The sequence below is a fragment of the Pseudopedobacter saltans DSM 12145 genome, assembly GCF_000190735.1.
Classification (GTDB): Bacteria; Bacteroidota; Bacteroidia; order Sphingobacteriales; family Sphingobacteriaceae; genus Pseudopedobacter; species Pseudopedobacter saltans.
In genome coordinates this window covers 3,752,171-3,767,844 of sequence record NC_015177.1, presented here as the reverse complement: position 1 = coordinate 3,767,844, position 15,674 = coordinate 3,752,171, and the positions used below count along the sequence as shown (strand labels likewise).

The window sequence follows — 15,674 nt, the reverse complement described above, 5'->3', positions numbered from 1 at the left end:
ATATTTAATTTAAAAAAGCATCCATTGCTGCTGTTGGTTTTCCAGTATCGTCGAAAGCTCCCAGCTTATAGCCTTTCCAACTATTGTAGCTTTGCGGTTCCCAGTAAAACACACCTAAACCTTTATTTCCAGACAGAGATTTCACTTTTCCTAAAAGATCGGTTACAAATGATTTACATGCAGCGGCTTCCGAAACGGGCATACCTACCTCGCAAATCATCACTTCTGATCCGTAACGGGAAACCATATCTTTCATATTTTCTAAACAGGAAGTGTTTTTTGATTCCCAGTCTGCGGCTGTTGGATATAAAGACATTCCAATAACATCCCATTTTGCTCCATTATTTTTTAATCCATCAAACATCCATCTGAACAGGCTATTGTCATAGCCATTAGAAATATGAACAATAACTTTTATCTTACTATCAATGGCTTTAGTTGCATCATAGCCAGCCGAAATCAAATCAGCAAAGTTTTTCATGTTTTTAGATGCTTTTCCATCTTCCCAAAGCATACCATCATTGGTTTCATTCCCTACCTGAACCCATTCTGGTGTAATTCCTTTATTTTTGAGTGTGGTTAAAACCGAAAAGGTATGGTTATACACCGACTGCTTTAAGTCTGCAAAGTTCTGGCTGGCCCAGGCCGCCGGTTTTGTCTGCTTTCCCGGATCGGCCCACGAATCACTGTAATGAAAATCAACCATCAGTCTCATACCTGCCAATGAAGCTCTTTGTGCTTTAGCCAGCACATCGTCTGTATTACAATAACCGTCTGCTGGATTTACCCACACCCTTAACCGGATAGCATTCACTCCCTTTGACTTCAAAATCTGGAATATATCCTGTTGTACGCCAGAGGAATTGTAAAACTTAGATCCCGATTTTTCCTGTTCGGTAATCCAACTGACATCGGCTCCTTTTGCTAAACTTGATTTTTCGGGAAAAATCTCTGTATCGCCCTTTGGACTTTTGCTGCAAGCCCAAAAGGCGAGAGACAATAAAACAATTAACAGCCCTGTTCTCATTTTACTATTTCTTTATTAACTGATATGTATAATTTCCATCTCCACCGCTAAGGTCCAGAATTACCTTGTATATTCCGGCGGTTTCTACTTTTATATTGATACCTCCCCAAACCGGATCACCTGCAAATACCAACTTGCCTTTATCATTTACTTTATAAGCAATATTCCAATTCCCGTTGGCAATAAAGGCGAATACATTTCCCGCAGCAAAAGTTACATTATCTAATTCTAACTGCTGTGTTGATGTATTCAGTGTCATTTTTGTATCTGATGTACTCCACGAATTATGATCTCCCGAAAGTGAGAATGTAACCGGTTGGTAGTTAATTGTCAGGGCATCTAAATTTACATTAACCTTCATATATGCAGGAGATGGCGTCAGCCAAAGATTTCCTGTTGAACCTTCAGCAATTGTTGTCGAAGAGGTTCCCCAACCATAAGATACCCCGGTTGTTGTACTAATCAGAGTAAAAGCATCCCCTCCCCAACCGTCGGCATTTGGAAGATTTAGATATCCCTCATATTTGGCATTAAAACCAGATGAAGCCAGCAAAAGCCCATTGGTTCTTACCGAGGGTGTCTGCCATGAATTTCCTCCTTTTACCAATAAGGCGGGATATACAACGATATCTTCAAATGGGGTAATGTTCAGTTCCACCTTTGAATATAAAGGCCTAAGATTTGACACTAATCCAGAGTTTTGATTGACATCCGTTTTTAAGCGCACAACAATTTTATGATTTATACCTGTTTCCAGTTGCATTTGCGTTGCCAAAATCGCATTTAAATCTTCTCCTAAAAATGCTTTAGAAGTACCTTCTTCTTCCGTTAGTCTTACATTTATGGCTTTTGTCCAGGCATTGGCGCCAGAAGTATCTGCCGGTAGTGCAAATTGCAACGTATATGACGGAACAAGCTCCACACCATAATTAGGTTTGTTAAAAGTGAAAGTAACTACTTTCTCTTTCTTATTTCCAGAGTTTAGCACAATAGTCTGATGGGATGCCGAAAAGTTTTGTGACGAGGCTGAAGGCATCAGGATAATAGATTTTTCGATATCACTTTTACAGGATGCCATAGCAGCGATAAACAAAATCAGTATATATTTTAAATGCTTTTCCATATTGTTTATGTTTAATAACATAGAATTTTCTGATTAAGGGTTTTGATTCAAATTTGGATTTGATGACAAATCTGAACTCGGAATAGGAAATATATTTCTGTTGTTACTTACAGAGGTTCCTGCTTTTACTCCGCCTTTCCAGGCCCATAAATAATTTGCTGTGGTAAACTTGTTAAATCGAATCAAATCCGTTCTTCTGTGCGCTTCGAAGTAAAGTTCTCTTCCTCTTTCATCCAGCAGGAAGTCTAAAGTCAGATCGCTGGACCCGATATTTCCTGTAGCGCTCCCGGCGTAAGCCCTGGTACGCAAATTATTTATATATTGAAGTGCTGTAGCTTTATCTCCCCCATTTCCCCCTCTTAAAACAGCTTCAGCATAATTTAGATACACTTCACCAAACCTGAATAGTGGAAAATCTATATCAGAGAAATCCTTAGCCGGATCCTGATGTGGGGCATCCCCGCCTGTTCTTGTCTTATTTCTAAACTTAATTGGAGAAAAACCTGCCTTAGAAAGATATAATTCTTCCATTTCTAAAGTTTGCCCAGTCGTATAAAACAAAGCTCTTTTATCAGTATTTCCTGAATAATCAGTAAATAGCCCGACAAAATTTTGCGTTGTTCTTAGCCCGCCCCAGTCTCCGTTAGAACCCGATATATTTGCCGGCACATTCGCCGGGCCATGCATTAAATACGTTGTTCCGCCATAGTTTTGGGTATGTGTTCCATCATAGTTAATCATTAAAATATTCTCATCTGTATTCAAATGATTGTCCGCAATGGTCAATTCCTGATAATTACCATGTAAACTATAACCTGCGCCAATAATTTTTTTGGCATAAGTAATTGCCTCGGTATATTTTGGTATTTTGATATAAACTTCCGCGTTCAAATAAATTCTGGAAAGCAATGCCCAGGCTGCTGCCTGATCTGCCCTCCCGTATTCATTCGTCTTTGCAGGAGCCAATTCAGTTTCTATTGCTTTAAGCTCTGACTCTAAATAACTAAACAGTTCATTTCGGTTTGTCTGTTTGGGAAGATCTTTTGCCCCCAATTTAAAATCTTCGGTAACAAATGGTGGATTGGCATAAAGATCCATCAATACCCAATATTGGTATGCTCTTAAAAACCTCGCTTCTGCCCTATACCTTCTTATTTCCTGAAGGTCTGTATCGGAAAAACCTTTGGAAGTAATTTTATCTTCCGCTGCTTGTCTTATAAAATCATTACACAGGGTAATCTGGAAGAAGCTTCTATAATAAAGACCGGATATTATTGCATTTGTAGAGGACCAGTTCAACTCATGAAGCCCCAGAATACCTGCATCGCTGGACCAGCTCCAGGCCGCCTCATCGGTAGTCAATTCCTGTAAATTCCAGTAAAGCCTCAGGAAATCCGAGTTTCCTTCGTCTTTAATAATTTCAGCTGGTATATCCTGCTGTCCGGTTGTAGCATTTCCTGTTAGTGCGAAGGCGCCGTATACTTTTGCCAAAGTCTGTTTATACCCCAATGGGCTATTATAAACGTCTTCAGCGGTGAGGTCATTCGTTGGCTGCAAATCTAATTTTGTACACCCAAAAGCAGACATGATCAGAATGCTAAAAAAAGACATTTTTAATGACTGCATATTCATTTTAAGCTTTTTATATGGAAACATAATGTACATGTTTAAGGGTTAGAAGTTTAAGTTTAATCCTAAAGAATAAATCCTTGGTCTCGGATAAATGTTATTATCAACACCGGACGCCACTTCAGGATCCAAACCTTTATACTTTGTAATTGTGAACACATTTTGTACGTAAGCATTTACTCTTAGATTGGCTGTGTTACGAGCGATACGCCCAAAATCGTAACCAATGGAAAAGTTATCCATTTTTAAGAATGAGCCATTTTCCACATAATAATCACTTAACAGCTGTTGTGTTTTAAACCCGGTCTCGAAATAATTAGGAGATCCGTTGAGCAGAACCTGAGTTCCTATAAATTGAGCGAGGTTTCCACGTTGACTAAATGCGTTATTATAAACATAATTTCCTAAGCTTGCCCTCAGCACAAAGGCTGATGACCATTTTTTGTAGCTTAAATTGTTGGTAAAGCCCAAGAAAACTTTCGGATCTGAGGATTTACCTTTCACAAAATCACTGGTTGTAATTTTCCCGTCTTTATTCGCGTCTACATATATTCCTTCCAATGGCTTTCCGTTTTCATCATAAACCTGCTTGTAAAGAAAGAATGTGTTTTTTGGTGAACCTACCGCATTAATAAATGCGTATTGACCACTTACACCGCCGGCAATTGTGCCTCCGGGGAAACCCAAATAGTTAGGATCATTGGGTACAACTGTAAGGTTGGTGATGGTATTCTTATTATATGTTAAATTAAAACCGGCATCCCATTTAAAGTTCTTGTTTTCTACCGGGACAACATTTAAATTCAATTCCACCCCTTCATTTTCCATATCTCCAACATTCACATAAGCTGTCGCTGAAAAATTGGTTCCGGCCGGCTGTGGAATTTTATTCAGTAAATCAGATGTTTTTCTTTTATACAGGTCTATACTTCCGGAAACCTTATTATTAAAAAGACCAAAGTCCAATGCAATATTGCTTGTTGCTGTTTGTTCCCATTTCAAATCAGAAATATATGCGCTTGGCCTGTACATCTGATAATATTGATCTCCAAATTGATAAGAAGCGTTAATAGTACTTAAATTATAATAAGACATATAGCCATATAACGCATTGATATCCTGCTGACCAGTTAAGCCATAGCTTAAACGAAGTTTCAGCAAATTAACATGCTTACTATCTTGTAAAAAGCTTTCATTATTGATTGCCCATGAAAAAGCAATAGCGGGGAAAGTTCCATATCTGTTCCCTTCCGCAAATCTGGAAGATCCGTCTGTTCTTACAGTACCGGTTAGATAATAGCGCTCATCATAATTATAGTTTAATCTTCCGAAATACGAGATATTCCTGCTATGTGGTTTGTCAAATGGAAAAGCAGGTTCAGAAATTACTGCGCCTAAAGCGTTGTAGCTGGTATAATTGTAAACTTTTGTCAGATAGTCATTATATGAATAACCAGCGGTTACTTCTAAACGGCTTTTTATATCGTTTAGCTCTTTAACATAATTCAGATAAAAATCGGCAACTGTATTGGTTTTGTTCTGCTTATATTTACTATCTGTTCCACCCTGGTCTATCAGTTCCGCTGCTGTCGCTGGAACATATACCGTCCCTTTTCCTGTAGAGATATCATATCCTAAGTTCAAAACTGCTTTTAAATCTGGCAGAAAGTGGAATTTATATTCCAGACTTAAATTACCAATACTTTTGTAAGGTTTAGCATTGTCGAAACGCTGGTTCAATAAACCAACCGGGTTTCTTCCCACTAAATTCTCTAAGCCTGATGGGTTTGTAGGATTCATCCATTCCCAATAACCACCATAGTCAGATAAATTCGTGTAAACAGCCTGCGATGGATCGAAACTTACTGCTCCGCCAATTGCCGCCTGATTGGCAAATCGGGTGTTTTGCATAGATCCTTTAATGTTTAAATCCACTTTCAGATGATTATCAAAGAAAGTGGGATTCAGAGCTAAAGCGGCAGATGTTTTTTGGTATTTATCCGTTTTCAGAATACCACTTTGATTTTGATATCCAAACGAAAGTCTGTAAGGCAGATTTTTCACCCCTCCACTGAAAGAAATATTATTATCCGTATTGAAACCATCCTGATAAATCAGCTTTTGCCAGTCTGTACTAAACTGTCCAAGATCTGCCTTCTGGTCTGCGGTTCCAAACTCATTCACTACCGCTCTAAACTGATCTGCCGAAAGTACATCCGCATACTTTGTAATTGAAGACAACGCGTTTACTGTACTAAAATTAATATTCAGCTTACCCGAACTTCCTTTTTTAGTCGTGATAATAATAACACCATTAGAAGCTCTGGATCCGTAAATTGCCGTCGCCGAAGCATCTTTTAAAACAGTGAACGACTCTATGTCATTTGGATTAATAAAACTCAACGGATTAGAAGCTCCCGAAACTGTAGAGTTTTCCAAAGGAACACCATCAATTACAAACAAAGGATCGTTATTTGCGCTTAAGGAAGCTCCGCCCCTGATTCTGATTGTTGCTCCGGAGCCGGGCTGACCACCGTTAGAAACAATGGAAACTCCGGGAACCTTTCCTGTAATCATTTGCTCGGGTGTTGTCACCGTTCCTTTTTGGAAATCTTTTGCTCCTACTACAGTTACAGCTCCGGTAAGATCCTGTTTTCTGGTAGTTCCATAACCGACAACAACAACTTCATTAAGAGCGCTTAGATTCTCTGAAAGAGTAACATTTAATGAAGCGCTGTTTGCCGTTATTTCCTGTGTGCTAAAACCGAGCGAGCTAAACACCAGAACAGCTCCAGGTTTGGGAATATTTATAACAAACCTTCCTTGTATATCTGTTAAGGTCCCCGCAGTAGTGCCTTTAACAGACACTGCCACCCCAGGAAGTGGCTCTCCGTCTGTTGCTGATTTTACTATACCGCTAACGGTAGTTTGATTTTGCGCAAAAGAAGTGGATACTATTAAAAAGAGAAGCGGTACTATTAGCTTAATTCTTAAAAAAAGCGATAATTCTTGTATCATAATCTTAGGTTTATACAAATAGGTCAACGTCGTTTAACCTTTGTACAAAAGAGTGATTAATTTCATAAACCGGTTTGTCCTTTCGTCCATTTTTTTAATCCATTTATTCAGAAAACACTACCTATTGGTAATAAAAAGCAGAAAAATCGTTTAATCGATTCTTTTTTTGCCTTGCTTATTTCTATTTTAGAAAAACGAACTTCCGCAAAGAAAACAATGTTATTAAACCACTTAATTCAGCATACCAAAACAAATACTAATTCGACTTTTCTTATTGTATTTTTGGTTATGAGCTGCTTCTTTCAATTTGCAGCAGCACAGGATTTAAGGGTAAAAAGATTAAATAATGATAATGGGTTATCCAATAGCACTATCGAGTGTATTTTACAGGATAAACTGGGCTTTATATGGATTGGTACCCGCGATGGACTGAATAAATATGATGGCTACAATATCATTTCTTATAAAAACCTACCGCAAAACAATCAAAGTATAAGCGACAGTTATATCACCTGCATTTTTGAAGACTCGCAAAATAACTTATGGATAGGTACAAAATCAGGTTTAAATCTATTCGACCAGCAGAAGGGAATTTTTACGCGGGTTGATCTTGGAAAGCAGTATAAAGAGTCGATAAGTAAGATTATAGAAATTGCTGCAGGTAGTTTATTGGTAGCCACCAGGGGAAACGGATTGTTTTTACTGGCAAGCAGTCCAAATCTTGTAAAATCAAGTAAACAACTTGTTGGAATTAAAGAAAAAGAATTTTTCGATCTGCATATTCCCTCCGATAATCAGATTTGGGCAAGTACATCTGCCGGTCTTTACCGATTAGATTTAAAGAACAATCGCTTTGAAGCAAGAAGAGTATTAAAACAACACAATATCAACGTCGTTAGTTCCGATAAAAATGGTATCCTCTGGTTAGGAACAGAAGACGATGGCATTATAAAATATTCCCCTTCAGAAAAAACTTCCACACACTTTCGCCACAACTATCTCGAGCAAAATAGCATAGGCAGCAATCAGATAAAAGCACTTTTAATTGACAAGAATCAAAATCTATGGGTTGGTACAATCAACGGTGGTTTAAACAAACTGAATACTAAACGGTATACTTTCAGTAATTATACCAATGACCCTAATAATTCCCATGGATTATCGCAACGTACTATTTCGGCTCTTTTTGAAGACAATCAGGGGAATATCTGGATTGGGACTCACCGTGGAGGAGTGAACATTTATTCTCCTTTAGCTGAGAAATTCAGTCTGCAAAGACAATCTTCGCAAAAAAGCGGGTTAAATTACAACGATATCAAAAGCTTTTACGAAGCAAAAGATGGAAGCATCTGGATTGGTACAGACGGCGGTGGAATAAATATCTGGTCGCCAAACAGAACATCCTTTTCCTTCCTAAAAAACAGTCCGTTCGATAAGACTTCTTTAGGGTCTAATGAAGTTCTGGACATCATGGCAGATAAGTCCGGCAATATTTACATCAGCACCTGGGGCGGAGGCTTAAACAAATACAATAAAGCTGCAAATAGCTTTACCCGCTATACAAATGATAAGAATAATAACAATTCCATCAGCGGGAACTTTGTTCAAAAAGCATATGAAGACAGTAAGGGTAACTTATGGGTTTGTACCTATTATAACGGATTAAATCTGCTAGACAGAACAACCGGTGTTTTTAAACAGCTAAAAGAAGGGAAACAAAACACTAGGTTAAGTGGTAACAATATCGTTTCTATCTTAGAAGACAATTCTGCCAACCTGTGGATTGGAACTGATGATGGCGGGTTAAACAAATACAATCTGAATACGCAGGTTTTTAAACACTATTTCTCTGCCGAAGAAAAGAGTCCTGACATACGCGTAATCTATCAGGATAAGCAGCAACGACTGTGGTTAGGACAAAGAGGCTTATATCTTTATAACACACAAAAAGATAAGTTTGAACCTTTCTGCAACGATTGCCACCTATCCGAAGAATTTATAAAAGGAATTTTAGAAGACAATAATGGTTTTCTTTGGATTTCCACATCAAACGGCTTAACCAAATTAGATCCTCGCGACAAATCATTCAGAAAATACAACACAGCCGATGGCTTGCAGGGCCTGGAATTTGAGGCTAACGCTGCTTTAAAAACCAAAAGCGGAGAAATGTTTTTCGGTGGAATAAATGGCTTCAACTATTTTTACCCAAACAATATTCATTTCAATAAATTCATTCCTCCGCTTTACTTAACCAGTTTCCAGATCTTTAACGAAACTATATTACCATCGGCAAAAAACTCTCCGCTTAAGTCAGATATTTCCTTCACCAAAGAAATTCAGTTAAATTATAAACAATCCACCTTTTCCATTGGCTTCTCGGCACTCAATTATATAGCTGCCGAAAACAATAAATATGAATATATACTTGAAGGTTTTGACAAATCGTGGAATTCGATCAATGAAAACAGAAAAGCCTATTATACGAACGTTCCTCCGGGAGATTATATCTTTAAAGTAAGAGCTTCAAATAATGATGATGTCTGGAACGAAGGAACTTCTTTAGCTATATCAATTTCGCCTCCTTTTTGGGATACCTGGTGGTTTAAATTGTCTGTATTACTCCTTATTTTATACATTGCCTATCTTATCCTAAGTTTTAGAAGAAATTTAGAAATTAAAGCGATAGAAGAGAAGAAGAAAGAAGAAATGCACCAAATGCAACTGCAATTCTTCACCAATATTTCCCACGAACTCAGAACGCCTTTAGCACTAATTATGGGGCCTGTTGAACGGCTTTTAAAAGAAGATTTCCATTCGAAATTTGACAACCTTTACCATACTATCCACAATAACGCTAACCGATTATTGAATTTGATTAACGAGTTGATGGATTTTAGGAAAGTAGAATCCGGTCACCTGCAGCTAAAAGTTATGCAGTTAAATCTGGAAGCTTTTTTTGTCGAAATAGAAGAAGAGTTTAAAGAGCTGGCGCAGGAAAAAAATATAGATTTCAGATTTGAGAACCTTACTAAACGAGAGGAAATTTGGGCTGATAAACAAATCCTTGAGAAGATAACACTTAATCTGATAATTAACGCGATTAAATACACTCCTCAAAATGGGAGCGTTAAACTAGAACTTAGTGATAAATTGGTATTCAGCAATGCAAGCCTGGTCAATCAATTAACGATAAAGAATAATCTAAACAGTAAAGAATACTTGTATATCAAAGTTATTGATAGCGGCATAGGCATATCTAAAGATTCCATTGTTCATTTATTCGAAAGGTATTACCGGATTACAGAATCTCATATGGGTTCTGGTATAGGATTAGCTTTTGTAAAAAGCCTCACCGCTCTGCATAAAGGGAATATTTACGTTAATAGCGAACGGGATTTGGGCACAGAAATTATTATCGCCTTACCTTTCCTCAAATCAGATTATAGCCATGCTGAGATTTGGTCGAAAACAGAGGAAAGCGGAGGTGTAAGGCTGGAAAGCATCACCAATAAACTACATACTACATCTGTTAACGCAAATATTGAAGAGGACAATATTAAATCGGAGAAATCCCATAAAAAAATCCTTGTGGTTGATGATAATGAAGAAATTCGAACATTTTTAAAAGAAACTTTGAACAAGGATTACCTGATCTTTGAAGCGGAGAACGGAGAACAGGGACTTATACTATGTAAAGAAATTTATCCGGACCTAATCATCAGCGATGTAATGATGCCGAAAGTAAACGGAATTAGCTTTTGTAAACAGGCAAAAGACGATATCGATATTTCTCATATCCCTTTTATGATGCTTACTGCAAAAACCAGTCTCGAAGCAGAGATAGAGGGAAAAGAATCTGGTGCGGACTTTTATTTTGCCAAACCCATTAACATTGATCTTCTGGAAATTACCCTTCGTAATATTTTCGAACAACAAAATAAACTTAAAGAGCATTATCAAAAAAATTATCAGGTTCAGGCGAAAGAGCTTGTAAATAATGCCAGGGATAAAGAGTTCTTAGAAAAACTATTGGATATCATTCATAAAAACATCAGCAATACGGAGTTGGATATAGAGTTCCTGTGTAATGAAATTGGCATGAGCAGAACAAAGCTCTATCAGAAGGTAAAAGATATAACAGGGCAAGCAATTGGCGATTTTATAAGAACCATCAGACTAAGAAAAGCTGTTGAAATAATGAGTGAGGAAGATGTCTTATTAACCGAGGTAATTTATCGTGTAGGAATACAAACCCAATCTTATTTTACAAAAGCTTTTAAAAAAGAGTTTAATAAAACTCCAAGCCAATTCTTACAGGAACTAAAGAAAAATAAAATTAAGTAGAAGGTTAAAAGCTGAAAAGTTTTCTAAACTAGATTCCGGTATATGCAAACCCGGCATAAGCGTAAATAATTTCTATTTTTGAATTTTAAATTCAGAAGATGGATAAAGAAGTCTTAAAGAGATCCTTATTAAAATTTGCCGCCGTATTGCTAATTATTTATGTCGGTATTAAGTTTTATGATAAACCAACAGAAAACAAAACGACCAAAACGCTTCCATCAATTGTTGTAAATAAAGAGCCTGTATCCGCGCCCAATAGATTCCCTAAAAAGATTATATTCTCTAAACATGCCAAATGCAGAATGGAATGCAGACAAATAGACTCTATTGAAGTGGATGATATATTGAGGACAGGAAAGATTAACTTTAAAAAATCAGATACAACAACTACCCAAATTTGTAAAAAAAGGTATGCTCTGGAAGGTCAAACCCGCGATAATCAAAATGTAAGAATCATTATAGCTCCCTGCGAAGATAAGCTGACTGTCATTACGGTTATCGATTTAGATACAGACTGGAGTTGTAATTGCAGATAATTAAAACTTCTTCACATATCAAGCTATAAAACATTATCATCCCTATTTTAACATTCCTCAGTATAAAGTTCCCGATTTGGGAAAAAACATACTGTCTTTGTATAAAAGAATTGCACTTGAGAGTTATAGCAGAAAAATACTGCGTGAGTTTTGGGAAAAACATTCAGATTGTGAAAAACTATTGAAGTCGTGATATCAGGAAGCTGAGCGAAGAACCTGGAAAAATTTAAATGAGTTGGAAAACGAATATCCAGGAGTAAGTATTTTAGAAGACAATAGGGTCTGTTTTAATAGGTGATGAATTAGAAATTTTAGGGATTTTGATTGAAAAATATGAAAATGAACATTTTCCGATCGAACTCCCTAATCCTATCGAAGCTATAAAATTCAGAATGGAACAATTAAATTATTCACAAAATGATTTAGCTAAATTATTTACATAGGTTCTCCATCTCCCCTTGGTGCTCAAGGTGACAAAAAAGATATGCTTAAAACTGAAGACACTACCCAAATACAACTTATTTTTATATCTTAGTAAGATAACTTACATTCCGTTTATTCTTTCTCAAAAAGAGATTTTATAACTCCACCTTTTGTCCATATATACCGCACTGTCTGGTTTTTATTCCTTTAATCATCCTATAGCTATTCCATTACTATACCTGTACATAATATCCTTTGTAGATTATCAGAATTCATAATACCAGATAACGTCTACATCAACAGCAAGATGTAATAGCCTAAGATTCTGTGTTAATATAAAGACAAAGGGTTGCTCATTGCTGAACAACCCTTTTATCAATTATAAAAAAATGAATTAATGTGCACTCAGGTTTTTAGCTTTCTCTTCATCGAAACCGGCCTCCAGCTCTGCTAATTTCTTCTTACCATAAGCCAATCTGGTAATAACAACGAAAAGTACCGGGACAATGAATATGGCCAGTAATGTTGCGGCCGTCATCCCTCCAAAAACTGTCCAACCTATCGTTTGACGGGCAAATGCTCCCGCACCCGTCGAAATCATCAAAGGAATAATACCCAGGATAAACGCAAAAGATGTCATGATAATGGGACGCAAACGAAGTTTAACGGCTTCTAAAGTAGCTTCGTAAAGTGGCATACCGATATCAACTCGTTCTTTCGCAAACTCTACAATCAGAATTGCATTTTTTGCCGCTAAACCGATAATAGTTACCAAACCAATCTGAGCGAAAATATTATTATCGATTCGCGGAATTAAAATCAGGGTTAAAATTGCGCCGAAAACCCCAAGCGGAACCGATAAAAGAATAGAAAATGGTACCGACCAGCTTTCATACAAAGAAGCTAGCAATAAGAACACGAAAATAATACACAAAGAGAATATCATAATCGTCATATTTCCCGATTGTTTTTCCTGTAAACTGACACCAGAGAAATCATAGCTGTAACCAGTTGGTAAAACTTGTGCAGCAACTTCTTCCAATGCTTTTAGGGCATCTCCCGAGCTATATCCAGGAGCAGCCTGTCCGCTAACCTCTATCGCTCTAAAAATGTTAAAGTGGTTAACAATAGAAGGATTTCTTACCAATTCGTAAGAAACTAGCGAGCCCAATGGCACAGATGCACCTTTCACATTTTTAACATACAATTTACCAATATCTTCTATCTGCATACGATAAGAGGTATCCGCCTGGCTTACCACACGGAAATTTCTACCGTACTTGGTAAAGTCGTTGATATAACTGCTTCCCAGATAAGAAGAAATTACGCTATAAATAGAAGACACCGGAACACCCATTCTTTTTGCCTGCTCTCTGTCAACCTTCAGCTTATAATTTGGAGAGTTCGTATTGAACAAAGTATAGGCCATTGCAATTTCAGGACGCTGATTTGCCGCCGCTAAGAACTTCCCGGTTACCGCTTCAAACTCCTTGATATCTACAGAAGCCTGGTCCTGTATCTGCATAGAGAAACCTCCTGAAAAACCTAAACCAGGTATAGCAGGAGGGGTTACGGCGATGACACTAGCTTTTTCGTAACCGCGGTATTTGCCCATAATTTCACCCACAATCTGCGCAGCAGTTTTCTCTCTGTCTTTCCATTTTTTAAGAGAAACAAACAAACTCGCTCCATTCGGTTTTGCAGAACGGTTCAGGATATTCATACCAGAAATTGTTGTTACGTATTCTATTTCCGGATAAGATTTTCTTAAATCTTTGGTAATTTCTTCTAATACAGCATCTGAACGAGAAGATGAAGACGCTTCTGGTAAGTTAATACCAACCATGAAAATACCACCATCTTCCGTAGGGATAAAACCTGTTGGCTTTACTTTAAACATATAACCGGTACCTACGAAAATACATAGCAATATGATTAAAACTAAAGGCGCTTTCTTAATACTTCGCTTAACTCCATTAGAATAGTTATTAGTTACTTTAGCAAACCAAACGTTAAACTTATAGAAAAGCTTGTTAAGTCCGGTAGATTCTTTGGTAACCGCTGTTGGTTTTAACAACAAAGAACACAACGCTGGGGTTAAGGAAAGTGCGATAAATGCAGATAACATTACCGAAACAGCAATTGTTATCGCAAATTGTTGATACAACTGCCCTACCATCCCAGGAATAAATCCAACAGGAACAAACACCGCAGCCAATATTAATGCGATGGCAATAACCGGAGCTGTGATGTCCTTCATGGCTCGTTCAGTTGCTTCTTTCGCACTCATCTTATAGCTGTCGATATAATGCTGAACAGCCTCTACAACTACAATGGCGTCATCCACAACAATACCAATTGCCAGTACGAAAGCCAGCATGGTTAAGTTATTGATGGAGAAACCAAATAGGTTGAAGAAAATAAACGTTCCCACAATAGAAACCGGAATAGCTAAAACAGGAATTAAAGTTGCCCTCCAGTTTTGAAGGAAAATAAATACCACCAGCGTTACCAAAATCAGGGCTTCTACCAGTGTATGAATAACAGAGTCTATAGAAGCATGAACAACCGATACGGTCTCATAACCCACAACATAATCTACGTCTTTAGGAAACGCCTTCTTTAGTTGATCCAACGCTTTGTAAATACCATCTGCTGTTTCAACCGCATTTCCACCTGGTGTCTGGCTAATCATCATACCTGTAGACTCCATCCCATTCACCTTGGTTGCAGTACTATAGTTAAATTGTCCCAACTCAACCCTAGCAACATCTTTCAGCAAGACAATAGATCCATCTGTCCCGGTTTTTACAATGATATTTTCAAAATCTTCCACAGAAGATAAATCACTATCTGTAATTACCGGATATTCGAAAACCTGCGCTGTTTCCTGCGGGCGACCACCGACACTTCCTCCCGGCATTCTCGAATTCTGTTCCTGAATTGCTGCTGTTACATCTGCGGGAGATAATCCCAAATTCGCCAGTTTATTTGCATCTAACCACACACGCATAGAAAAGGGCTGTCCGAAAGACATTACGTCCCCTACTCCTTTAACACGCATTAATGCGTCTTTTAAATAAAGGTTTGCATAATTAGAAAGAAATTTAGCGTCTCTTGTCCCGTTAGGAGAAACCAAAGAAACCATCATCAGGATATCGGAGTTCGCTTTACGTGTAGTAACCCCCAATCTTCTTACGGCCTCTGGCAATGCAGGCTCTGCAATACCTACACGGTTTTGTACGTCCAGTGTAGCAATATCAATATCGGTTCCCACCTCGAAAGTTACAGTAATACGAGAACCACCATCCGACGTACTATTGGATTGCATATAAATCATACCGGGGGTTCCGTTAATCTGACTTTCTATTGGCGTAGTTACTGTCTGTTCTACAGTTTGCGCATCTGCTCCGGTGTAAGTCGAACTTACCGTTACGGTCGGGGGCGCTATATTCGGATATTGGCTGATTGGCAAGGTATAAATAGATATTCCTCCAATAATCAGGAGCAATATGGATATTACCATTGCTGTAACCGGCCTTTTTATAAATACTTTTGAAATCATCTTTTTACT

Annotated in this window: 7 protein-coding genes; 2 read left to right on the top strand and 5 right to left on the bottom strand. The window is 37.7% G+C overall.

Translation table 11 applies throughout. The annotated features are described in order from the left end of the window. Positions 1–4: 4 nt before the first annotated feature. From PEDSA_RS15890 to PEDSA_RS15875, 4 genes are read right to left on the bottom strand one after another with little or no spacing between them, the layout of a single operon-like run. Entirely contained in the window at positions 5–1,027 is a 1,023-nt protein-coding gene (locus PEDSA_RS15890; protein WP_013634183.1) for a glycoside hydrolase family 53 protein, read from the bottom strand. Positions 1,028–1,031: 4 nt separating this feature from the next. After that, complete coding sequence (locus PEDSA_RS15885; protein ID WP_148233545.1) at positions 1,032–2,150, bottom strand: SusE domain-containing protein; 1,119 nt, start codon at positions 2,148–2,150, stop codon at positions 1,032–1,034. Positions 2,151–2,183: 33 nt separating this feature from the next. Then, positions 2,184–3,806 (bottom strand): RagB/SusD family nutrient uptake outer membrane protein, encoded by a 1,623-nt coding sequence (locus PEDSA_RS15880; protein ID WP_013634181.1) that lies wholly within the window; start codon positions 3,804–3,806, stop codon positions 2,184–2,186. Between the two features lie 18 nt (positions 3,807–3,824). Continuing rightward, on the bottom strand, positions 3,825–6,797 hold the full coding sequence (locus PEDSA_RS15875) for a SusC/RagA family TonB-linked outer membrane protein (protein ID WP_013634180.1): 2,973 nt from the start codon (positions 6,795–6,797) through the stop codon (positions 3,825–3,827). 288 nt (positions 6,798–7,085) lie between these two features. Between PEDSA_RS15875 and PEDSA_RS15870 the strand changes: the two genes are divergently transcribed. Continuing rightward, a complete protein-coding gene (locus tag PEDSA_RS15870; RefSeq protein WP_041537512.1) occupies positions 7,086–11,141 on the top strand; it encodes a hybrid sensor histidine kinase/response regulator transcription factor in 4,056 nt (1,351 codons plus the stop codon). Positions 11,142–11,239: 98 nt separating this feature from the next. Then, positions 11,240–11,677 carry a DUF4258 domain-containing protein gene (locus PEDSA_RS19700; RefSeq protein ID WP_013634178.1) on the top strand — a complete coding sequence of 146 codons (438 nt, stop codon included), beginning with the start codon at positions 11,240–11,242 and terminating at the stop codon, positions 11,675–11,677. 817 nt (positions 11,678–12,494) lie between these two features. Here PEDSA_RS19700 and PEDSA_RS15855 read toward each other — a convergent pair. After that, positions 12,495–15,665, bottom strand: a complete 3,171-nt coding sequence (locus PEDSA_RS15855; RefSeq protein ID WP_013634177.1) for an efflux RND transporter permease subunit — start codon at positions 15,663–15,665, stop codon at positions 12,495–12,497. Positions 15,666–15,674 lie beyond the last annotated feature (9 nt).